This is a genomic window from Fibrobacter sp. UBA3718, from assembly GCF_002371935.1.
Classification (GTDB): domain Bacteria; phylum Fibrobacterota; class Fibrobacteria; order Fibrobacterales; family Fibrobacteraceae; genus Fibrobacter.
This window is the reverse complement of the sequence record NZ_DFHR01000009.1, coordinates 18,490-41,504: the sequence shown is the minus strand read 5'-3', so window position 1 is coordinate 41,504 and position 23,015 is coordinate 18,490. Positions and strand designations below refer to the sequence as shown.

Annotated in this window: 20 protein-coding genes and 1 tRNA gene; 9 read left to right on the top strand and 12 right to left on the bottom strand. The window is 55.7% G+C overall.

All coding sequences use genetic code 11. The features are described 5' to 3' along the window. Positions 1–2: 2 nt before the first annotated feature. Positions 3–2,648: an alanine--tRNA ligase gene (gene alaS / locus B4A77_RS02760; RefSeq protein ID WP_290738080.1), complete on the bottom strand. Its 2,646-nt coding sequence runs from the start codon at positions 2,646–2,648 to the stop codon at positions 3–5. Positions 2,649–3,055: 407 nt separating this feature from the next. Here alaS and pflB point away from each other — a divergent pair, with 407 nt between their 5' ends. Further along, entirely contained in the window at positions 3,056–5,317 is a 2,262-nt protein-coding gene (pflB, locus tag B4A77_RS02755) for a formate C-acetyltransferase (RefSeq protein WP_173382905.1), read from the top strand. A gap of 447 nt (positions 5,318–5,764) precedes the next feature. On the opposite strand, the gene B4A77_RS02750 is transcribed toward pflB, so the two are convergent. Genes B4A77_RS02750 through B4A77_RS02725 form a run of 6 tightly spaced genes read right to left on the bottom strand, consistent with a single transcriptional unit; the run spans position 5,765 to position 9,756 of the window. After that, positions 5,765–6,223, bottom strand: a complete 459-nt coding sequence (locus B4A77_RS02750; RefSeq protein WP_290738078.1) for a hypothetical protein — start codon at positions 6,221–6,223, stop codon at positions 5,765–5,767. 3 nt (positions 6,224–6,226) lie between these two features. After that, positions 6,227–7,378, bottom strand: a complete 1,152-nt coding sequence (locus B4A77_RS02745; protein WP_173366089.1) for a glycosyltransferase family 2 protein — start codon at positions 7,376–7,378, stop codon at positions 6,227–6,229. Beyond that, on the bottom strand, positions 7,375–7,866 hold the full coding sequence (locus B4A77_RS02740) for a thioredoxin family protein (protein ID WP_290738076.1): 492 nt from the start codon (positions 7,864–7,866) through the stop codon (positions 7,375–7,377). Before B4A77_RS02740 ends, B4A77_RS02745 begins: the two co-directional genes overlap by 4 nt. Continuing rightward, positions 7,863–8,216 (bottom strand): hypothetical protein, encoded by a 354-nt coding sequence (locus B4A77_RS02735; protein WP_290726091.1) that lies wholly within the window; start codon positions 8,214–8,216, stop codon positions 7,863–7,865. Before B4A77_RS02735 ends, B4A77_RS02740 begins: the two co-directional genes overlap by 4 nt. Before the next feature lie 14 nt (positions 8,217–8,230). Next, positions 8,231–9,151, bottom strand: a complete 921-nt coding sequence (gene ftsY, locus B4A77_RS02730) for a signal recognition particle-docking protein FtsY (RefSeq protein WP_290729860.1) — start codon at positions 9,149–9,151, stop codon at positions 8,231–8,233. A gap of 23 nt (positions 9,152–9,174) precedes the next feature. Beyond that, the gene (locus B4A77_RS02725) at positions 9,175–9,756 is read right to left on the bottom strand and encodes an ATP-dependent Clp protease proteolytic subunit (protein WP_072809322.1); all 582 of its coding nucleotides are present in this window, start codon (positions 9,754–9,756) and stop codon (positions 9,175–9,177) included. A gap of 96 nt (positions 9,757–9,852) precedes the next feature. On the opposite strand from B4A77_RS02725, the gene B4A77_RS02720 reads away from it, so the two are divergent. The 8 genes from B4A77_RS02720 to B4A77_RS02685 all read left to right on the top strand — a co-directional run bounded on the left by B4A77_RS02720 (position 9,853) and on the right by B4A77_RS02685 (position 17,926). After that, on the top strand, positions 9,853–10,617 hold the full coding sequence (locus B4A77_RS02720; RefSeq protein ID WP_290738074.1) for a type I 3-dehydroquinate dehydratase: 765 nt from the start codon (positions 9,853–9,855) through the stop codon (positions 10,615–10,617). A gap of 121 nt (positions 10,618–10,738) precedes the next feature. Next, entirely contained in the window at positions 10,739–11,203 is a 465-nt protein-coding gene (locus tag B4A77_RS02715) for a PTS sugar transporter subunit IIA (protein WP_173366093.1), read from the top strand. A 50-nt stretch (positions 11,204–11,253) separates the two neighbouring features. Next, positions 11,254–11,328, top strand: a tRNA-Val gene (locus B4A77_RS02710). 103 nt (positions 11,329–11,431) lie between these two features. Further along, the gene (locus tag B4A77_RS02705) at positions 11,432–12,724 is read left to right on the top strand and encodes a TolC family protein (RefSeq protein WP_290738071.1); all 1,293 of its coding nucleotides are present in this window, start codon (positions 11,432–11,434) and stop codon (positions 12,722–12,724) included. 205 nt (positions 12,725–12,929) lie between these two features. Then, positions 12,930–14,447 carry a T9SS type A sorting domain-containing protein gene (locus B4A77_RS02700; protein ID WP_290738068.1) on the top strand — a complete coding sequence of 506 codons (1,518 nt, stop codon included), beginning with the start codon at positions 12,930–12,932 and terminating at the stop codon, positions 14,445–14,447. Between the two features lie 192 nt (positions 14,448–14,639). Continuing rightward, on the top strand, positions 14,640–16,163 hold the full coding sequence (locus B4A77_RS02695) for a T9SS type A sorting domain-containing protein (RefSeq protein WP_290738065.1): 1,524 nt from the start codon (positions 14,640–14,642) through the stop codon (positions 16,161–16,163). Positions 16,164–16,480: 317 nt separating this feature from the next. Further along, positions 16,481–16,861, top strand: coding sequence for an Hsp20/alpha crystallin family protein (locus tag B4A77_RS02690; protein ID WP_173381139.1), 381 nt, complete (start codon positions 16,481–16,483; stop codon positions 16,859–16,861). Between the two features lie 174 nt (positions 16,862–17,035). Continuing rightward, entirely contained in the window at positions 17,036–17,926 is an 891-nt protein-coding gene (locus B4A77_RS02685) for a DUF58 domain-containing protein (RefSeq protein ID WP_290726104.1), read from the top strand. A 3-nt stretch (positions 17,927–17,929) separates the two neighbouring features. Here the strand turns inward: B4A77_RS02685 and B4A77_RS02680 are convergent, their stop codons facing one another. The 5 genes from B4A77_RS02680 to B4A77_RS02660 form a co-directional block, all read right to left on the bottom strand. Then, positions 17,930–18,568: a CatB-related O-acetyltransferase gene (locus tag B4A77_RS02680; protein WP_173381137.1), complete on the bottom strand. Its 639-nt coding sequence runs from the start codon at positions 18,566–18,568 to the stop codon at positions 17,930–17,932. A 16-nt stretch (positions 18,569–18,584) separates the two neighbouring features. After that, positions 18,585–20,549, bottom strand: coding sequence for a GTP-binding protein (locus tag B4A77_RS02675; RefSeq protein WP_290738062.1), 1,965 nt, complete (start codon positions 20,547–20,549; stop codon positions 18,585–18,587). A 70-nt stretch (positions 20,550–20,619) separates the two neighbouring features. Continuing rightward, positions 20,620–21,537, bottom strand: coding sequence for a hypothetical protein (locus B4A77_RS02670; RefSeq protein WP_290738059.1), 918 nt, complete (start codon positions 21,535–21,537; stop codon positions 20,620–20,622). 121 nt (positions 21,538–21,658) lie between these two features. After that, complete coding sequence (locus B4A77_RS02665; RefSeq protein WP_173381134.1) at positions 21,659–22,327, bottom strand: fibrobacter succinogenes major paralogous domain-containing protein; 669 nt, start codon at positions 22,325–22,327, stop codon at positions 21,659–21,661. Between the two features lie 26 nt (positions 22,328–22,353). Beyond that, on the bottom strand, positions 22,354–23,013 hold the full coding sequence (locus tag B4A77_RS02660) for a TatD family nuclease-associated radical SAM protein (protein WP_290738055.1): 660 nt from the start codon (positions 23,011–23,013) through the stop codon (positions 22,354–22,356). Between the last annotated feature and the right edge of the window lie 2 nt (positions 23,014–23,015).

Below are 23,015 nucleotides of genomic sequence, written 5' to 3'. Positions count from 1 at the left end.
TATTAGGCGCCGAGCTTCGCGCGAATCCAGTTGTTGGCGTTCGCAATGGCACCGGCAATCTTGTCGACTTCCTTGGTGCCGGCCTGAGCACGGTCCGGGCGTCCACCGCCGCGGCCACCGCAAGCAGCGGCAAGGTCCTTGACGAGGTCTCCGGCCTTGATGCCCTTGGCCTGAACGTCCTTGCCCACCATCACGGCGATGCTTCCGTTACCGTTCACCTTGTTCGCAATCACGGCAACGCTGTCGGTTGCAAGCTTGTTCTGGATGCCGTCGAGCAAGTCCTTGTACTTGTCTTCGGGCATGTTGAGTTCGCGCACAAACAGGTTCACGCCCATCACGTTGATGCCACCGTTCAACACTTCGGCCGCAATGAGGGTCGCAAGTTCGAGCTTCACGGACTGCAGGCTCTTCTCGAGGCTCTGCGTCTTGGAGAAGGTCTGCTGGATGCGGTCGAGAACTTCGACGTCCTTGCAGCGGAGCTGTTCGCGGAGAGCGGTCAAAATCTGCGTACCGGCGCGGAGCAGCGAGAGCGCGCCACGGCCAGAGACTGCTTCAATACGGCGCACGCCAGCAGACACGCTGGATTCACTAATAATCTTCACGAGGCCGATGTTACCGGTGTTCTGCACGTGCAAGCCACCGCAAAGTTCGCGGGAGAATTCGACGCCAGCGTCACCCATCTTAACCACGCGGACTTCGTCGCCATACTTTTCGCCGAACAGAGCCATGGCACCACTTGCCTTTGCTTCGTCAACGCCCATCACCTGGGTGTTGACCGGCAGGCATTCCATCACCTTCGCGTTCACGATGTCTTCCACCTTCTGGATTTCTTCAGCGGTCATCGCGTTGAAGTGGCTGAAGTCGAAGCGGAGGAGTTCGTTGGAAACAAAGCTACCCTGCTGCTGCACATGAGTGCCGAGCACCTGGCGGAGAGCCGCCTGCAGCAAGTGGGTGGCGGAATGGTTCTTGCGGATGTCAGCGCGGCGGTCGTTATCGACGGTCGCCATGAACACAGCGCCCATCGTCGTTTCGTTGGCCGTACCCTTCTTCACCTTGCCGCGGCAGAGGGCGGTGTCGTTCACCTTCACGGTGTCGAACACGTCGATTTCCAAATCAGCAGAAACCAGCGTTCCCTTGTCGCCGACCTGGCCACCCATTTCGGCGTAGAACGGAGAAGTTTCGAGCACAATACTGAGCACGCCCTTGTCTTCACGCCAACGCACAACCTTCGTTTCGCAAGCGGAGAGTTCATAGCCCACGAACTTGGTGCTTTCTTCGCTGTACTGCGTCCAGCCTTCGGTACCCATCGTGTTGATGCCCTGCTTCATGTTGGCGCGGGCACGGGCCTTCTGTTCTTCCATGCACTTGTTGTAGCCTTCTTCGTCAATCGCAAGGCCCTTTTCTTCGGCGAGAATGCCGGTAAGGTCCGGCGGGAATCCGTAGGTATCGTAAAGCAGGAAGACTTTATCACCAGGAATTTTGTCGCCCTTCTTGAGTTCGGCGGAGATTGCGGCAAAGCGTTCGAGGCCGGCGTCGAGCGTGCGGATAAAGCTTTCTTCTTCGCTCTTGATCACAGAGGCAACAAATTCCTTGCGTTCGCGGATTTCCGGGAAGGCGTCGCCCATCGTGTCGGCAAGCACCTGCACGAGCTGGCAAATGAACGGCTTCTTCTGACCGAGCAGGCGGGCAAAGCGGCTGGCGCGGCGGAGGATGCGGCGGAGCACATAACCACGGCCTTCGTTGCTCGGAAGTGCGCCGTCGGCAATAGCGAAAGAGATTGCGCGGATGTGGTCGGCAATCACGCGGTGCGGAGTACCGGCTTCGCCATCGTTGTACGGCACGCCACTAAGTTCAGCAACCTTTGCGATAATCGGGGTGAACACGTCGGTGTCGTAGTTGCTGGTCTTGCCCTGCAGAATAGCGCAGATACGTTCGAAGCCCATACCGGTATCGACGTTCTTAGCCTTCAGCGGAATGAGGCTGCCGTCGCTCACGCGTTCGTACTGCATGAACACGTTGTTCCAGATTTCGATGTAGCGGTCGTTTTCGCCGTTCACGCCCTTGATGGGATCCTTGAACGTTTCGGCCTGCGTAGCGAGGTCGCCGCGGTCGTAGTGGATTTCGGAGCAGGGGCCGCACGGACCGGTGTCGCCCATTTCCCAGAAGTTGCTGTGGGCGTCAAAACGCATGATGCGGTCATCCGGGAGGCCGGACACGTCCTTCCAAATCTGCCAGGCTTCGTCATCGTCCTGATACACGGTTGCAAACAGGCGTTCCTTCGGGAGCTTCCACACTTCGGTCAAAAGTTCCCATGCCCAGGCGATGGCTTCTTTCTTGTAGTAGTCGCCGAAGCTCCAGTTGCCGAGCATTTCGAAGAAGGTGTGGTGGTAGTTGTCGCGGCCCACCACGTCGAGGTCGTTGTGCTTACCGGACACGCGGAGACACTTCTGGCTGTTGCATACGCGCTTCCAGCCCTTCGGATTGTCGCCCAGGAAGATGGCCTTGAACTGGTTCATGCCCGCATTCGTGAACATGAGCGTCGGGTCGTCATGCGGGACCACCGGCGAAGAACGCACAAAGAGGTGGCCCTTGGATTCAAAGAACTTGATGAAAGATTCGCGCACCTGCGCAGAAGTCATAGTAGGCATAATGTGTCCCTTTTATTTTTCGGCACAAAGATAGAAATTTCATCCCAAAAAAAGAAACCCCCGGACAAGTCCAGGGATTCCTTTAGGAGGAGAACATTTAGTATGCCTTAAAAATACACATTTTTTTTCCTCTCAACGTAAAAAAAACGTAAATTCCCAAACCAGACTGTATCAACAGTATCATATATCCAAAACTTCGCATTTCAATATGTCATTATGGTTCAACAAGTTACAAAAAAAAGACATTTCCCGGTTGCAAATTTATAATTTATTGTTTATATTTGTAATAATTACAAAAACAAGAAAACCGAGAAGCAAGGCCCGTAACACCCCAGAACTGCCCTTTCTTTTTGGTAAATTTGAAAAAAACAAGGACTTTTTGAATAAGGATGCAAAGAAGGTAAAGCATGATTGTCAAGGAAGAATGGGATGGCTTCGTAGGCCAGCGCTGGAAAGAGGACATCAACGTCCGCCTGTTTATCCAGAAGAACTACAAGCAATATGACGGGGACAAGTCGTTCCTCGTAGGGCCGACAGACGCTACAAACAAGCTCTGGAACAAGGTCCAAGACTTACAGAAGCAAGAGATTGCGAAGGGCGGCGTGCTCGACATGGACACCGACGTGGTTTCCAGCCTCACGAGCCACAAGGCAGGCTACATCGACGACGCCATGAAGGACCTCGAAAAGATCGTGGGCCTGCAGACGGACAAGCCCCTGAAGCGTGCGTTCATGCCGTTCGGCGGCATCAAGATGGCCGAAGAATCGTGCAAGAACTACGGCTACACGCCGAGCGAAGAACTGCACCACATCTTCACGGACTACCACAAGACGCACAACCAGGGCGTGTTCGACGCGTACACCCCGGCCATGCGCGCGGCCCGCAAGGCGCACATCATCACCGGGCTTCCGGACACCTACGGTCGCGGTCGAATCGTGGGCGATTACCGCCGCGTGGCACTCTACGGCATCGACTACCTCATCGAGAAGAAGATGGCCGACAAGGCCCTCACCGACGAGACCGACATGTCCGAAGAAGTCGTCCGCCAGCGCGAAGAACTCGCCGAACAGATCAAGGCGCTCCAGGGCATGAAAGAAATGGCAAAGATCTACGGCTACGACATCTCGCAGCCCGCGAAGACCGCCCGCGAAGCCGTGCAGTGGCTCTACTTCGGATACCTCGCCGCCATCAAGACACAGAACGGCGCCGCCATGAGCGTGGGTCGCGTTTCCACGTTCCTCGACATCTACATCAACCGCGACATGCAGAAGGGAATCCTCACCGAAGAGGAAGCCCAGGAACTCGTCGACCACTTCGTGATGAAGCTCCGCATGGTGAAGTTCGCCCGCATCACGAGCTACAACGAACTCTTCAGCGGTGACCCGGTGTGGGCGACCCTCGAAGTCGCAGGTATCGGCCAGGACGGACGCCACATGGTAACGAAGACGGACTACCGATTCCTCCACACACTCGTGAACATGGGCCCCTCGCCCGAGCCGAACCTCACCGTGCTCTACAGCCCGCGCCTGCCCGAGAACTTCAAGAAGTTCGCCGCCGAAATCTCGGTGAAGACAAGCGCTATCCAGTACGAGAACGACGACACGATGCGCCCCATCTGGGGTGACGACTACAGCATCTGCTGCTGTGTTTCTGCAACGCAGACCGGCAAGGAGATGCAGTTCTTCGGCGCCCGCGCGAACCTCGCGAAGACGCTCCTCTACGCCATCAACGGAGGCAAGGACGAAGCGATTTGCAAGGGGCAGCAGATTGGCCCCGAGTACCCGCCCATCACGAGCGAATACCTCGACTACGACGAACTGGTGCACAAGTTCGACCTCTACCTCGACTGGCTTGCCCGCCTGTACGTGAACACGCTGAACCTGATCCACTACATGCACGACAAGTACTACTACGAGGCCGCCGAGATGGCACTCATCGATACCGACGTGCGCCGTACGTTCGCGACCGGCATTGCAGGTTTCAGCCACGTGGTCGACAGCCTCTGCGCCGTGAAGTACGCGAAGGTGAAGGTCATCCGCGACAAGGAAACGGGACTTGCCCAGGATTTCCAGATCGAAGGCGATTTCCCGCGTTACGGAAACGACGACGACCGCGCCGACGATATCGCCGTGTGGTTGCTCAAGACGTTCATGGCGAAAATCCGCCAGAACCCCACGTACCGCAAGTCCGAGCCGACAACCAGCATCCTCACTATCACAAGCAACGTTGTCTATGGCAAGGCGACTGGCACGCTCCCAGACGGACGCAAGGCAGGCGAACCGCTCTCCCCGGGTGCGAACCCGAGCTACGGAGCCGAAAAGAACGGCCTGCTGGCAAGCCTCAACTCGGTGGCGAAACTTCCCTATGAATACGCCCTCGACGGCATCAGCAATACACAGACCATCAACCCCGCGGCACTCGGAAGCAACGACACCGAACGCACGGAAAAGCTCATGCAGGTGCTCGACGGCTACTTCGGCAAGAGCAGCCACCACCTGAACGTGAACGTATTCGGCATCGAAAAGCTGAAGGACGCGATGGAACACCCGGAAAAGGAAGAATACCAGAACTTCACTATCCGCGTATCCGGCTATGCGGTGCGTTTCATCAAGCTTACGCGCGAACAGCAGCTCGACGTGATCGCCCGCCAAGCTCACGGCGTGCTGTAATCGTTTATCGCAATTATCAAGAAGCCCCCGCAAGGGGGCTTTTTTCAATCTTATTGACGGTTTCCTTTCAAGTCGACCGTATCAATTATCACGTCTCGTTTTATCAAAGTATCGGCAGAATATATCCGCTTCAGTTTAATCTTGTACAGGGTATCATTTACCGTCAAATCGTAAACGGGTATTTCAGCACCCTTCGTAACTGTGGGGTCACTACATTTTCTATTTGAGGGCACAGACGAGCCAACAAGCAAACTATGACAATTTCCCATGGGTTTGTAATAACGAATCTTTACCTTGGTGCAATCTACAGTCGTATCCTTCGAAAACAATAGCATGGACGCATCATCATAAAAACAGCCCATCGAAAACGAGCAACATAAGACGAGTATGGCGATTATTCTATTTGTCATTACCTTCGATCCCCATTTCCAAAACGCAAGAGCGATTCTAGATTTCCACGAGGATTCCTGCGTGGAGGTACACGAAGCCGCGGCCTTCGTGATGCAGGTACTGGTATCCCGCCATAAGCAGAATAGAGGAGTAGTCCCCGTTCTTGATATCGAGGCCGCCACCCGCACGCCAGAACATCTGGTGGCGCTCACCTATCATGTATCCGATATCGCCCGTCGCGACCGGCATCACCTGCCGCCCAAAAGGAAGGCGCACCCAGAGGCTACCGGAAAGAGGGACATAGCCCACGTTATCAAGCTCCTGGTAGCCGCCGCCAAAACCCACAAAGAGCATCTGGTCGATAGGATACCACAGGTGCCCGTAAAAGCTCATGTTGAACTTCGAGAGTTCACTCACATGGTTTACAACTCCACCCTGAACATCCATCGTGAAGGCGTTCGCCGGAATCGCGGCAAACGCAATCGCAAACAAAATAGCAGTCAGGAATTTTTTCATAAGCTACTCGTCGCTGCGGGCTTCGCGAGCCCAGCCGCCGCTCTTTTCGCGGGAGAACGAAAGGAAGAACCCCTTGAGGAGAGCGAAATTCATCGACATGAAATAATAGGCGCTGGGTACGGCCTTAGTGACGCAAATGAGGAACGCGAGCACAAGGAGACCGAACGACACCTGGTAAAACAAGCCCAGGGGTAGCAGCAGTGCATTCAGCACGAACAGGAGGATAATGATATGCGGGGAGAACCAGCGCAGAATCTTGTGCGAAAAGAAGAGGTAGGCAAGCAGCGGCCTGAACGGGTTCAGGAGCGGCAGGTAAGAAAGCAGGTAGTTGAAGTTCGCCCGCCCGATACGCACCTTGCGGCGGAACTCGCCGCTCCCTTCCTTCGACGTCTGCTCCGTTCCGATGGCGCTCGCGACAAACGTGCAGAAATAACCTTTCTGGAGAATCTTCGTCGTAATGAAGAAGTCGTCCATGACGCTCTTCTTTACGGGCAGTTCCGTATAGAGTTCCCGGCGGATGGCATAGAGGGCGCCGTTACCGCCGATGAGCCGGTCCAGGATTCCCTCGAATTTCTTGATTTCGGATTCCAGGTCCCAGTACGAACTTTCGCCCTGTCCAAGCATGGTCCCGCTCTTGTCCGAAAGAATCAGGTGACCGCAGGTGCAACCGATTTTCTTGTCCTTGAAGGGTTCCACCAACTTGCGGACCACGTTCGGGAAAAACATCGTGTTCGCGTCACAGAATACAAGGATATCGCCCTTCGCAATTTTCTGCAGACGGTTGAGCATCGCCGCCTTGCCCGCGTTCTTCGGCGCCTTCACGAGGGTAATGCCCTTGTCGGCGTAGCGCGCGACAATCTCCGCGGTGCGGTCGGCAGAGCCATCGTCGCCAATCAGCACCTCGAGTTTTTCCTTGGGATAGTCGATTTCGAGGATATTCTGAATTTTCCTTTCGATGACGCCTTCCTCGTTGAACGCAGATATGAGGAGCGAGACATTCGGCAATTCGAAATGTTCGTCTATGTGGCGACGGCGGCGTTTGAACAGTTCACTCACGAACGGGAGCGTCACCGGGAATATCCCGTAACAAAGCGCAAGCAAGAAGAACAGCACCCAGTAGGCAACCTGTATGTAAAAAAGGACCTGTTCGTTCATCGCTTGCTCCATTCCTCTTCCTTCGCCAAAAACTGGTACAGGAGAGACTGCATTTCCTGCGGACTCATGGAATCCGTCACTGTCAATATAGAAAGCCCCTTGGGAGCGAGCAGCACGAACGACGGCAAAGTGCTCAATTCCCACACCTGGGTCATGCAATCCTTCACAATCTTATGCTCGCCGTCACACGCAATCTTTTCCTTGGATTCCACGTCAAGCTTCACCGCATAGAACTTGTCGTTCAGGAGAGAGGCGACCGTCGAGTCGGAATAGACGTTCGCATCCATGACTCGGCAAGGGAGACACCAGTCCGCATACAGGTCCACGAAGATGAGCTTCGGATTCTGTTTCGCCTTTTCGAGGGCCTTGGAATAGCTCATCCAATGGACTTGGGGCTTCTGCATGGGCACGGCCGACAATGCCGGAACAGAAAGGACCAGCAGAACCGCACAGACGAGGCCAGCGATGGAGAGGCGGCGCGGGCTCACTTTTTCTTCCCCTTTTTCTTGTCATCCTTGGGCTGTTTCGGAATCCCAAGCAGGGAATCGACATGTTCCACCACGGCCTGCTGGAACGGGACCCAGCTTTCGGGATTTTCAAGCACCTTGTCGCAGGCAGCCGCAAACGACTCCGTGTCGTAGCCGTATTTCTGAAGGATAGTCCGGCGCGCCAGTCTCACGTTCGGAGCCTCCTTGCCATAGGCCTGTTCGGCCATCCGCACCTCGACGAACGCCTTCACCAGTTTCTTATCGACCGAAGGGGCATCGTCGGAGCAGCCCGCCAGGAGCGCAAATGCGCAGCATAGAGGAACAAGGAATTTTCGCACCGGCAACGCCATCGCAATCCGCTCCGTCAGTTTTTCTCTTCCAGCGCGTTCTCGAAAAGGCCTTCCACGTATTCGGCCTTGCTGAAGGGCACCAGCTGGTCGATGCGCTCGCCCATGCCAATCCAGCGGATGGGAATCTGGAGCGAACTTGCGATGCTGAGCACGGCACCTCCACGCGCAGTCCCGTCGAGCTTGGTGACCACGAGGCCCGTCAGGGGGAAGCTCTGGTTGAAAATCTTCGTCTGGTTGATGGTATTCTGTCCGGTGTTCCCGTCTATCACGAGCCACATGTCGTGCGGAAAATCCGGGTTCACCTTTTTCACCACGCGGACTATCTTCTTGAGCTCTTCCATCAGGTAGTCCTTGTTGTGCAGGCGGCCGGCGGTATCAATCAGCACCACGTCGCACCCGCGGGCGACGGCGGCCTGGCACGCGTCAAACGCGACGGCTGCCGGGTCACTCCCTTCCTGGTGCTTCACGAATTCTGCACCGCTACGCTCGGCCCAAGTTTCCAGCTGTTCGATGGCCGCGGCGCGGAACGTGTCGCAGGCCGCAATCATCACCTTCTTGCCTTCGCCTATCCAGCGGGCGGCGAGCTTGCCAATCGTAGTCGTCTTGCCGGCGCCGTTCACGCCAATCACGAGAACCACGTGCGGCTTGCCCTTGAGTTCAAACAGCGGCGGGTCCTTCAATAAGCGCTCCGCCTCGCTCCGCATGATGTCGAGCACCTGCTCGGTGGTGAGCGACTTGCCCAGCGCCTGTTCACGGAGGGCATCCGTCAAGAGGAACGCGGCTTCCACGCCCACGTCTGCCTTGATCAGGTGTTCCTCGAGTTCCTCGAGCGTGTCGTCGGTAATCTTGCCCGCGCCGACAATGCCCTTGAGTTCGCCCATGAGGGCGTCGCGCGTCTTTGCAAGACCGCTCTTGATGGCAGAAAACAGGCCCATTTCTAGAATCCTTTAACGCGCCGTTAGACGAGGCTCTCGACCTTGTCGACCAGGCCGTAGGCCTTGGCCTCTTCGGCACTCATGAAGTTGTCGCGTTCGGTGTCGCGGTCGATTTCCTCGATCGTGTGGCCCGAGGTCTCGGCAAGGATTTTGCCCGTGATGCCGCGGATGCGGAGCATTTCTTCGGCCTGGATCTGGATGTCGCTCGCGGGTGCCACAATCTCGCCGTGAATGAGCGGCTGGTGAATCATGATGCGGGCGTTCGGCCATGCGACGCGCTTGCCTTTTGCACCGGCGGTGAGGAGCACGGCGCCCATGGATGCCGCCTGGCCGCAGCAGACCGTCACGACGTCACTCTGGATGGCGTTCATGCAGTCGTAGATGGCGAGACCGCTAGAAATCACGCCGCCCGGGCTGTTGATGAAGAACACGATGTCTTCGTGGTTCAGGGAATCCAGGTACAGAAGCTGCTTCACGATGCGTTCGGCGCTCTCGTCATCGACACCGCCCCACAAGAAGATGCGGCGCTTGGAGGCGAGGAATTCTTCCGCCTTCTTCATCATTTCCGGAGTCTGGTTTTCTTTCTTTTCGTTGCAATCGGCCATAATAAATCCTTTTTGTTCGGGTATAATTTAGAAATTTCATTTTATTATCGTCCCGGAAGCACGGATTGTAAAGCGCCAAATTCCTATATTTAACGCATGCCCGCGAGCAACGAAAAAATCCTGGTCGGCCTCATCGGCCCCGAAGTCCTCTCCGCCATCGAAGAAGACTCCATGAACCCCGTGTTCCTGGACATCGAGGCATGCAACGCGCTCGAAATCCGCTACGACTTCTTTCCCGAAAAGGAATGGCCCGCGCTTTCAAGGCGCGTGAAGAAGATTGCCCCGGGCGCCATGCAGGTAGGCACCATCCGCCTGGAACGGGACGGCGGCAAGTTCCCCGACAAGGACGCGTACTCGCGCATCCCGCTCTGGTCAAAGATTCTTGCCGAAGGCGATGTGCCCGAATGGCTCGACCTGGAGCAGGACTGCCTGTACGACTTCAAGAACCTCAAGAATCTCGCCGACCTCCGCAAGACAAAGATTCTCGTATCGCAGCACAATTTTTTGCGCATTCCGAACCTGCAGGAACTGGACGACTTCGCCCGCGACTGCCTGCGCATGAAGGCCGACGGCCTGAAGATTGCCGCCATGAGCAACAGCGAAACCGACTGCGAGCGCCTGTACAAGTTCGCGCGCATCCATTCGCAGAATTTCGAGCTCTTCGCCGCGTTCGGGATGGGCGAAACGGGCAAGGCGAGCCGCATCTGGTCGCTCAAGGAGGGGGCGAACCTCACCTACGGGTCAATCGGGCAGGCGCAGGCCCCCGGCCAGGTGGACGTCGCGCGCATGGAAAAGGCCATCAGGGAACTCGAAAACCTGAATTCGCCTTTCGAAACTGCAGATTTGCTGTCAAAATTCTAATAATTCGACATTTCGGCCCCTCTTCGCAGGGTCCAAAAATTATTTTATGAATACAATCTCGAAATTTGTGTTAAATTTTTCTAAAATATAAGTTTGGTGGGATAGAATAAGGAAAAACAAAATGCGACTTTCTGAAAGATTCGTAGACAACTGCATCTTGATCAACTCTGCGAGCAAGACGAAGGAGGACATCCTCAACGAGCTCGTCGACACGCTCTGCAGCGCCTACAAACTTGAACACCGCGACGAGATTTTCGAAGCCGTCTGGAACCGCGAGCAGAGTCGCTCCACCGGTATCGGTTGCGGGCTGGCCGTCCCCCATGCAAAGATCGACTACGTAGACCGCATGTGCATGGTGGCCGCCACTGTCGAGAACGGTCTCGACTTCGCTTCCTTCGACGGCGAACCGGTCTACCTGCTCATCCTCATCGTGAGCCCGGGCAACACCGTGGGCCCCCACCTCAAGGCGCTGTCTTCCGTGAGCCGCCTCCTGGCCGACGGCAACGTGCGCAAGGACCTCATCGCCGCCAAGACCCCGGCCGAGTTCCTTACCATCCTCCGCGGCGCCGAAGACAAGTACCTGTAGTCACCCCTTGACAAGGTCAAGCACCTTTTTTATATTTGCGCTACCATTTTGGACGGTTAGCTCAGTTGGTTTAGAGCGCTGCTTTCACACGGCAGAGGTCACTGGTTCAAATCCAGTACCGTCCACTCGAAGAGGTCCGGCATCGTCCGGGCCTTTTCCGTTTCTGTTTTTTTTATCTTATACACCCCGGACACGCAACGCACCGTTGCATCCGCGCATCTAAATGGCATGAACAACAGAAAGGCTATCATTCTCGCGACCCTCATGACGGCAACCCTCGCCCAGGCCGACACCTGGACGCTTGACGCATGCCTCAAGCAGGCGAAGGAAAAGAGCCTCTCGCTCGAGACCGCGAAACTCCGCGAACAACAGGCCGAAATCAACATCAAGCAGGCAAGCATCGGCAACCGCCCCACCGTTTCGGCCAGCATCCAGAACACGCTCTACGACCACCCCTTCGTCCACAACGAAGACCACTACCGCCTGAGCCTCGGAATTTCGGGCTCGTACACGCTATGGGACGGCGGGGTGAGCGGCGCCACCGTCGAAGTGAACCAGCTCAAGAAGCAGTCCGCCGCACTCGCCACAAAGCAGACCGAACGCAGCATCCAGGAAGGCGTGCTGAACGCCTACATGAGCCTGCTCGCCGCACAGGAGAACCTCCGTACCGCAGACGCATCCGTGGAACTCTCGCAGGCGGAATTCGAGCACTACGGCAAGCTTTTCGAGGCGGGTTCCATCACCAAGAAGGACCTCACGCAGAGCCAGTCCAACGTTTTGCAGAAGCAGGTGGCGCAACTCTCGGCGCAGCTTGCGGTAAGTACCGCGAAGACGACTCTCCGGCAGCTGCTGGAACTAAGCGACGACGCCGAGTTCGATATCTCCGCACCGGAATCCGCAATCGCCTCCCCCGATTCTCTCGAACCGCTACCCGCGCTCGCCGACCTCAAGAAGGCGGTCAGGGAGCAGCACCCGGGCCTCAAGTCCGACAGCATCTCGGTTCGCGCGGCGAAGAAGAACACCGAGGTCGCGGGCAAGGGAAGTTCCATCACGGTAACGCTCGGGGCAAACTCCAGCACGGGCCTCCAGGCGTGGGAGTCGGGCGCATACGGCGACCAGCTCAAGTACGGCTGGCAGAACTCCGTATCGCTCGGCATCAACATCCCCATCTACGACGGCGGATCCACGAACAACAAGGTGCTCCTCGCGCAGGTCAGCGAATCGGAAGCGCAGCTCGGCATGCAAGAGACCGCAAAGAACCTCGAGAACAACATCGAGAAGCTCTACCTGAACGCGGTAAGCGCCGACATGCAGTGGAAGGCGGCAATCCTCCAGGTGGAAGCCGAGAACGAGGCACTCCAAGTCGCCGAGGAACAGCGGGGCGCGGGCGCACTCACCTATACCGACTACCTCACCCAGAAGAACAACCTCGAGAAGGCGCAGGTGACGCTCGTGAACGCGAAATACACAAGCCTGCTCGCCCGTAAGGTGCTCGACCTGTACCAGGGCAAGCTGGACTAGTTCCAAGGCACCGAAAAAAGTTCAGGAACGCCGGGAAAAGCGGCGTTCTTTTTTTTCATGTTTTTCATTTTTTCGCGTTTCGATTCTCAAAATAGCGTGGACAATTTATCCATAAACTAAAATTTACATGCGGTGGATTTAAACATAAATATGGGTAGATTTGAGGGTGGAGTATTGGGATATTCTAAAAAAAGGAGAGTTGAAGATGAAGAATCTTCTGGTTATTGGAGTAGCCCTCGCGGTATCTGCCGCATCCGCATACACCCTAAGCGGCACCGTCACCGACGGTAGTATAAACGGCCCTGCCATCAGCGGAGCCAAGGTCCAGCTTCTCAAGGAGAACAAGACCGCGACAACAGATGCGGAAGGCAAGTTCACCATTCACGAAGACGAACAGGATACAATTACCCCGCCGCCCGACGCGCTGCACCCCATGCAGGCCCCAGGCTATATCAGCATCAATTCGGGAATCCTCTCTTACTCCCAGAACGGGAGCAACCCCATCCAGGTCAAGATTTTTGACGCCATGGGCAACAACGTGTTTGGCCAGACCCTCTATGGCGCAGGCCAGGTGGACCTTTCCTCCGGAGTGAAGGCGAAAGGAACCTACTTTGCGAAGGTTTCCATGGGCAGCGTGAAGCAGACCATCCGCTTCAGCGCAAACGGAACCTACACCAATTCCTTCGATAGCAAAGGCCGTGCCCTGCTGAAGGAAGTCCAACCGGGAGAAAAACTCATCATCTCCGCCGACGGCTACGACACGCTCTCCATGGCGCTCAGCACGCTCGACACGAATCTCAACATTTTCCTCAACAAGATAACCAGCGGCGAAGAACAGTTCACCTTCGGCTACGCATTGAAGAACGACCCGCGCCCGAGTAAGGGTTGCGGCACGACGTCAAAGCTGCAGAAGACCAAGAGCGTCGAAAACGGCGACCGCTTCGAAATGAGAGTGGGCAGCGACAACCGCGAATACTTCATCACGCTACCGAAGAACTACGACAACAAGAAACCTTACAAGCTGCTCTTCGCCATGCACTGCATGGGCTCTAACGCCGAGGACTTCGTCCACCACTATCCGGACCAGGACCATCCGTCTCCGTACTACGGCCAGCAGAAGCTTGATACGGAAGGCAACTACATCTTTGTCGCCCCGCGTGGCGATACCGATGGCATGCCGTGGAGTGTCAGCAGCGACAAGGACCACAAGTTCATTGACCAGCTGATTACGACTCTCGAAGAGAATTACTGCATCGATACCACCCGTATCTTCATGACGGGCTTCAGTTTCGGCGCCATGGTCACCAACTCCATGGCCCAGGACATGCAGCACCGCCTGCGCGCCGTGGCCGTGTATGCAACGGCCGACTACAATATCTACCTGCCGCAGAACAAGGGCAAGCCTATCGCCTGGATGGCCGTGCACGGCAAGAACGACGGCACCTGCCAATACAACCGCGCTCGTGACAGTGCACTCAAGCGCATCCTCAAAAACAACGGTAAGGCCGATGCAGATGGCAACTTCACCGATGCCAGCGCAGAAAAGCCGAAGGAAGTCGGCGGCGCCGGCCACCTCTGCTATGATTTCACAACTGTCGACGAACGCTTCCCGGTCAAGTTCTGCAGCTGGAACGGTCAGCACCAGTGGACCGCCTACGACAACGGCAACTGGCAGAACACCTGGGTCCCTGACGAAGTCCACAAGTTCTTCGAACAGTTCTAAAGAGTACCTCCATAACCAACCCAAGCGGTCCCCCTTCATCGGGGGGCCGTTTCTTTATCCCTGTAAATTTGTTTTTGTAGACAATTCATCCATGAATAGGGCGGGCGAGCACACGACATTTCATATATCACGATTTAGATTAGTTTATTGCAAGGTGTAGTTCCTAATAGTTTTTTGGGAAAAGGAGTGTTCATGACAATCAAGGGTTTCAGTCTTTTCACGGCAGCATGCCTCTTCGCATTCTGCGGGACCGTTTCTGCATATACCGTATCGGGAACCGTTTCCGATGACCAGGGCAAAGCCATCAAGGGCGCCACAGCGAGCCTCCTCAAGGAAGGCAAGACCGCTACGACCGACGACCAGGGCAAGTTTACCATCCACGAGGACGAGGAAACGGGAATCAGGCCGGTTACAGGCGCCACCGCCGGCTACATCGGCATAAGCAACGGAATCCTCTCTTATGCGCAGAGCGGCAGCAAGCCCGTCGAGGTCATGATTTTCAACTCGCTCGGAAACCGGGTGTTCGCCCAGACCCTCTATGGCGCAGGCCAGGTGGACCTCACCTCCGGCGTGAAGGCCAAGGGCACGTATTTCGCCAAGGTGACCCTGGGAAGCGCGACACAGACCCTCCGCTTCAACGCGAACGGCTCCTACACCAATTCCCTCGACAGCGAAGGCCGCGCCCTCCTGAAACAGGTGCAGCAGGGCGAATCCATCCGCTTCGTGGCCGAAGGCTTCGACACGCTTACCGTGCCGCTCGGTACTCTCGACACTACGCTCGATGTGAAACTCACGAAAACCGCCCCGCAGTTCAAGTTCGGCTATGCGCTGGGCAACGACCCCACGCCCAGCAAGGGCTGCGGCTCCAATTCCAAGCTGCAAAAGGTCAAGAGCGTCGAGAACGGCGACCAGTTCCAGATCCGGGTAGGCAGCGACAACCGCACCTACTTCGTCACCCTGCCCAAGAACTACGACAACAAGAAGCCGCACAAGGTGCTATTCGCGCTGCACTGCTACGGCAGCAAAGGCGAAGACTTTGTGCACCACGACCCCGACTACGACCACCCCACGCCTTACTACGGCCAGCAGGTGCTCGACAAGAACGGCGACTACATCTTCGTCTCTCTCGATGCGATTGGCGGCCTATGGAGCAAGGGCCAGGCCGACCATGACTTTTTCGCCCAGACACTCACCACCCTGAACGAGAACTACTGTATCGACACGAGCCGCGTGTTCATCACCGGGTTCAGCTACGGAGCCATGTTCAGCTACTCGCTGATGCAGGACATGCAGAGCCGGGTCCGCGCAGCGGCCACCTACGCCGTGGCCGACTACAATATTTGGCTGCCCGAGGGTAACGCGATGAAGAACCTGCCTATCGCCTGGATGAACGTGCACGGCGTGAACGACGACCGCTGCGACTACAACCGCGCCAAGAACAGCGCACTGCCGAGAATCCTGAAGAGGAACGGCAAGGCCGACGCGAACGGCGACTTCACCGACGCGAGCAGCGAAAAACCGCAGGAAATCAGTGGGAACACCGGCCACGTGTGCTACGATTTCAAGAAAGTGGACGAACGCTTCCCCGTCAAGTGGTGCAGCTGGCCCGGGAACCACCAGTGGACCGCCCACGACACGGGCAACATGAGCATCGGCTGGAACTGGGAACAAACCTGGGTGCCCGAAGAAGTCCACAAGTTCTTCGAACAGTTCTAAAAGATTCCTCCATAACCAACCCAAGCGGTCCCCCTTCATCAGGGGGCCGTTTTTTTTCGCGAAATGTCCTAGGCCCTTTTCAGATTGAAAAGGCTCTTGTTTTACGGACGAAACACCGGGCGTCCCTTTTTGAAATGCCCTTTGGGTATTTTGGCACGGTGCGACGGCAAAATCGCCTTTTTTAGCTCAAAAAAATGGCAATTTTCGTTTCAGAACGCAGCAAGCACCCGTTTTGGCACGGAGTTCGCTTATAGTAGTGCGAAGACAAAAAACAATGGGTTCCCGCCAAAAGGGCCCGCAACAAAAGAGGTAAAATTATGATCAACGCACAGATTCTCCCGACCGCATTCTATGGCATCCAGAACTTCCTTGACAACTTCAACGCCGAAGCCGCCAAGGGCGAATGCACCTACACGCCGAAGGCCGACTACTACGAGACCGAAAACGGGTTCGCATTGGAAGTCGAGCTCCCGGGCGTGAAGAAAGAAGACATGGACATCCAGGTCGAAAAGAACATCATCACCGTCAAGGCGACGCGTGTCCGCAGCAAGGACGAGAAGTTCACCTTCGAGCGCAGCTTCCGCTTGGCCGACGACATCGACACCGAGAACATCAAGGTATCGCTCGAAAACGGCATCTTGAAATTCGACTTGTCGAAGAAGGCCCAGGCCGCAGCCCGCAAGCTGACCGTCGGCTAATCGATTAAGAATGTACTCCAATCGTTGTTCTCCTTAGAGGGCTCCCGGTTTACGCCGGGAGTTCTTTTTTTGGACTTTTGCGCACGAATTTTGTATATTCACATGAGAAAATGGAGATGCCCTGTCATCCTGGAGGCCAAAGGCCGATAGGATCAAGGCGGGCATGACAAAATAATGCTTGATAAAGAAGTTCTAAAGACCGTCAGCCGCATCGAACTCAGCGTTCGCGGCACGCTCGACACCGTGATGACCGGCGCCTACCACAGTTCGTTCAAGGGAAACGGTATGGAGTTCAGCGAGGTCCGCGAGTACATGCCGGGCGACGACGTGCGCACCATCGACTGGAACGTGACCGCGCGTACCGGCACGCCGTACGTGAAAAAGTTTATCGAAGAGCGCGAAATGACCATGCTTTTGATGGTCGACGCCTCCAGTTCTTCGGAATTCGGTTCCGGCAAGCAGATGAAGGGAGAGGTCATGGCGACCCTCACAGCGCTCCTTGCCTTTGCCGCCATCAAGAACAACGACAAGGTGGGGCTTTTAATTTATACGGACCAGGTCGAACTGTTCATCCCGCCGGAAAAAGGCCGCAAGCACGTGCTGCGACTCATCCGCGAAATCCTTTACTTTAAGCCGGAGCACCACGGCACGAACACGCAGGTGGCGCTGGAGTATGCAGGCAAGATTCTGAACCGCCGTGCCGTGGTCGTGGTGATGAGCGACTTTCTGGACGAAGGTTTCGAGAACGCCTTCAAGATTCTTCGCAAGCGCCACGACGTGCTTGCGGTCTCCGTGGTGGACCCGCGCGAAATGGAACTCCCGCCCGCAGGCCTCGTGGAGCTCGAAGACCCCGAGACGGGCGAAACACTATTGATTGACACCGGCGATGCGGCATTCCGCGAGGCGTTCGCCCGCGAGGCAAAGCGCCAGGGCAAGGCGACCAAGGAACTGTTCCAACGCATGTCGATTGACTTCGTGCGCATCGAGACCCACGACGACTTCAAGGAAACCGTTGCCCCGCTCATCGAGCACTTCAGGCGCCGCGCGAAAGCCGCGAGAATGTAGGACTTACACCATCCTTTTTTTCAACTCCCGCTTTACGGCCTCCAAATCGCCGTTCGTCAGCAAGGGAATCAACGCGTTGATTTCTTCAACGGGTTTGTCCCACCATTTGAACTTTAGCAGCAGCGAAGTCAATTCGCCGTCAAAGCGGTGACGGATTGTTTCAGCAGGATTCCCGACCACGACCGCGTAGGGTTCCACGTTGCTGCCGACGACGCTGTTTGCACCAATGATGGCACCGTCGCCAATATGCACGCCAGGCAAAATAGTCGCGTTCTGCCCAATCCACACGTCGTTCCCAATGACGGTATCGCCCTTGAACGGCATGTCGCCAGCGGCAGGCGGTTTCATGTTCCAGCCTTCTAGCGTGTAGAACGGGAATGTGGAAACGGCGTTCATCTGGTGGTTCGCCCCGTTCATTACAAATTCTACGCCCGCGGCAATCTGGCAGAACTTCCCGATAATGAGCTTGTCGCCGATAAAGTCGTAATGGTGCGTCACGTGGCTTTCAAATTCCGAGTCGGCGATGTAGGTAAAATCCCCGACGATGATGTTCGGGTTCTTGATGGTAGGCTTGACGTAGATTTCCTTGTCGTAGCCAGCAATCGGGTGGACTGTATTTGGATTGGGGATTTTATTGTTCATAGCCTAAATATATATATCAAACCGTCGCAGGCTTGTAACCAAGCAGTTTCATGCTGTAGAGCGCAGTGCCCTTGCTGATGCTGCGCACGCCGGTAGCGTAACCGAAGATTTTCCGCAGCGGCACATCCGCCTTCAAGAAGTGTATCTTGCCATCACCGCCGATTTCCTTCACCTTGCCGTCGCGGGCCTGGATATCGCCGGTGACAAGACCCGCAAAGTTCACGGGGCATTCCAGCGAAAGTTCCATGATGGGCTCGTAAAGTTCCACATCGGCAGGCTTGATTAGCTTGGTCACTGCATCGGCACACGCCTTCTTGATCATGGGCGGCAAGGCCCCCTCGGTCCATGTAAATTCATGGACTTCGAAGCAAACACCGACAAGGGCTCCCTTGCCAAGGATTCCCACCTCGGTTGATTCCAGGAGAGCCGAACGGACGCCCGCCAAAATTTCGCGGGGAGCGGTTTCCAGGAATTCCGCAGACAAGCGGATATCATGCGCATCACCTTCGAGCGGCGTCGCCGAAAGCTTGATCGAAATCTTGTGCGGGCCAAGCTGGAAGGTATTTTCGACAGGGCCCACGTTACGGCACAGGCGCTCCTGCCAGCGGACTTCGGGGCTACCTGCTTTGACTTCGCAACCGAATTCGCGCTTGAGGCGGGCAAGCAACACATCGAGCTGCACCTCGCCCACAGTATGCAGGTACCAGAATCCGCCATCGTCCTTCTGCACGCGGAAACTGGGATCCATGCGGCCAAGCGTATTGAGGCTCTTTTCCACATGGTGGTAGTCTTCAGAGCCGAGGCATTCCACGCGCGTCTGCAAAAGCGGCTGGTACTTGTCGCGGATGGAGGTCGGCATGTCATCGTCGGACGCCGCTTCGGCCTGCGGCGAGGGCGAAGCGCCATCCGCATAGATGACCTGTCCGAGTTCTGTCTCGAACGGGGTGCGCATCGCGTAAATATCGCCCGAACGGATTTCGTCGACAGGCTGCAGCAAGTTCGCCTTGAGGCGCGAGAACTCAAAACCCGCGGGCCACGCCTTGCGCTCCATGTCGGCATGGCTGCGGAACAGCGAAATTTCGCCAACGCCCTTGAAATGGCGCAAGCGAATCACCTGTCCGAGTTCGCCATCGGCAAATACGGGCGGTTCGGGCAAGAAGAAAGAAAGCGCTGTGACAAGGCTCCGCACGCCGTAGCCTTCCATTGCAGATCCCGCATAACAGAGCGCATAATCATCGCTATTGGCAAGCGCCTTGAGGCCTCGCAGCAGCGTCTTGGGCGGAACGCGTTTACCATCAACGGCAAGCTTCAGCACCTCGTCGTCGAAATTGCTCGCGAACTCGGACGCTTCGACATAATGCTTTTTGAGTTCCTGAGAACCGTCCCATCCGTCTTCGACATTCCAGCCGTCATCGACCACTTCCTCGCCCGTTTCCGAATGGACGAGCCTGCTCTGGCTGAGCACATCGAGCACCCCCGACATGCGACCGTTCTCGTATTGCGGAAGTGTCATCAGCACGGGGCGAACGCCCAGGATTTCTTCGATGTTGATGAGAGTTTCGTCAAGCGAATAGTCGGGATTATCCAGCTTGTTCACGAACAGGATGGTTCGCACTCCCGCCTCGCGCAACTTTTTGAAAGCGGCGACCGTCTGCGTTTCGACCCCGCTTGCCGCACTCACCACGAGCACGGCGCCTTCCACGGCCGAGAGCGCCATGTCGACTTCGGCACCGAAATCCACATGCCCCGGCGTATCGATAAAGTTGAACCAGGTGTTCTTCCACTCGAAGTGCGCGACTCCGCTCTCGATGGTGATGCCGCGTTCCTTTTCTTCGGGCATGTAGTCCATCGTGGCAAGGCCCTCTTCGACCTTTCCCGGCCTGCGCACCTCGCCCGCCGCAAACAATATACGCTCGGAAAGGGTCGTCTTTCCGGCATCGACATGCGCGAGTATAGCAATGTTGCGGACAGATTGCGGCATCGTTTCAAATCTAACAAAAAAAGAGATTCCCCATTCCGGGGAATCCCTTTATCAAGCTTTGCCGTTTAGACTACTTGCGGATCTTCTTCGACATCTTGTTGAGGAACTTGGCAAATTCCTTGCCGCTCCTCTTTTCGACCTTCTTGCCCTTGAAGAGCGGGGCGTCCATGTAGAAGTCGTCGAGGAGGTTGTCGAGGCAGCGGAGGCTCTCGGTTTCGAGGCTGTAGCTGTAATCGTTCATGTCGAAGCGGAGGCCCGGTTCGGCTTCTGCGTCAATCAGGAAGTCATCGTAAGCGGCCTTGCAGTCATCTTCATAGAAGGCGAAACGGAGCGTTTCGGTGATGTCACACTTGTTGCCTTCGAACGAAATGGAGTAAGAAACGGAGGTCGGCTTGTTGGACACGAGCTTGATATCTACGCCAGCAGCAGTGACCGTATTGCAGTTGTAACTTACCTGGTCATTTGCATTGATCTTGAGGAAGTCCATGATTTCGTCAGCGAAATCGAGATCTTCGACCGGGCATTCCGTGTTGATGAAGCCTACGCTGGCATAGGTGTCGTAGCCGATAACGAAACCGCTGATGGCATCCTTGTTAATCTGGTCGGCCTGGTAGATACGGCCTGCCGGATACGGATTGCTCATGTCGGCATCATAGTACATGCCGAAGCTTGCAGCACCAATCATCATTTCGAGAGAGTCACGAGAGGGGTAATCAAAGAAGGTGACGACATATTCCTTCTGATTGTCGGCCTTCCAGACGAGTTCATAATTCTCTTCCTTACAGGTCGAGGAATAAACGGTTGCCTGACCAGCACCGTCAGACCAAGTGTAGGCCATCAGGTCCTTGATATAGTAATCCTTGGGAAGCTGACCAAGAGATACCGGAGTGTCAGAGGGTTCGCTAATTTCGGTGTTATCCGTTACCGTAATTTCACAGCCTGCGCAAAGCAGGAGGGATCCAAGGAGGGGGAAAAGTTTTTTCTTCATATGTTCTTCCTTTTTTTTGTGTTTCCATAAAAATAAATAAAAAAAGAAACATTGCGATGCTTTAACCCAAAAAACGTTGTAAAAGCGATTGAAATTTTACAATAAAGCAAGGAAAAACGCTCTATTTGACACAACGCACCGAAAAACCGAAAACTTTTGATTTCGAAGTGTAGCCGAAGGCCATCGACTTGTTCGTGAGGTACCAAACGCGGGCTTCGCCCTGCCCGATATCTTCCAGAGCATCATCCGAGCTCCAGAAAAAGGCAAACTTGGCAAGGTTGCCGTAGGTGGCGTCGTCAAAGCGATTGCCGGCAGGCATGGCACCGAACTTGAGCGTATCGTTGCCGTTGGTGTCGCCCTTCCATCCATAGTTTGTCTTGAGCAGGTAGCCTGCATTGTAGTCGCCACCGGCTGCGTTCCAGAGGCTCTCGAAATCTTCGTGCTTCGGCAGGCGGAAACCGGAAGGGCACGCACTGCGGGCGGCATCCCACGTGTAGAGGCGGCCATAAGCCATGCAGTTGTTGTCGTCGTCATCGAGGCAGTAGCTGCCTTCGGACTTGAAATTCAGATTGTCGCCGAACCAGGTGCGGTTCCCGATTTTCACAAGGCGGTAGGTCTGATTGTCGCGCGGGTCCTTGTACTCGAGCGCCTTGGATTTAGAGGCCGTTTTCGCGGGCTTCGACTTTGCGGACGATGCTTTTGCTGGTTTAGATTTTGCGCCGGACTTCGCCGCAAACGAATTCGTGCAGGCAAGCGCCACCGCCAAACACATTACAATCAAACGCAACATCAGCATTCTCCGCACCAGGTTAGCATTTACTCCTCGAACGGACGCACGCGTAGCGTGACGCCGAGTTCATCGCACAGTTTGCGGCAAATCTCGATTTTCTCTTCGGGCATCACCTTCTCGACGACGGTCATGACGACGTTCTTCACGTGGGCCTTCGCTAGCACGGCGAATTCCTTGAGCGCATCGTAAGACTTGATGCCGAACTTGGAGCGCGTGAGTGCGAGGAATTCTTCGGCGTTGGGGGCGTTCAGCGAAATGGAAACCGTGTCGAAGCGGCCTTCGAGTTCGGGCGTGATATCCTTGCCGTGAATCAGGTTCGCAAGGCCGTTCGTGTTCACACGCACCTTGAGCTTCGGATACTTCGCCTTGAGCTTGTCAATCACCTCGCACACGTCGTGCAGGCGTTCAAGCGGTTCGCCGAACCCGCAAAAAACAAGGTCGTTGATTGCGTTCAGGTCGTATGCGTCGAAAATTTCCATCACGCGCTCGACGCTCGGTTCACCTTCCTTGAGCCAGAGCGAATTGCCTTCCATCATCTTCTTCGTCTGGCGCAGGCAAAACACGCAACTGCACGGGCAACGGTTCGTCATGTTCACGTAGATGTTCTTGCCCGCAATGTCGCCGCTGTTCGCGATATCCAAATAGCCGGCCTGGCCGACTTTCCCTGTCACGGTATAAACTATCATTT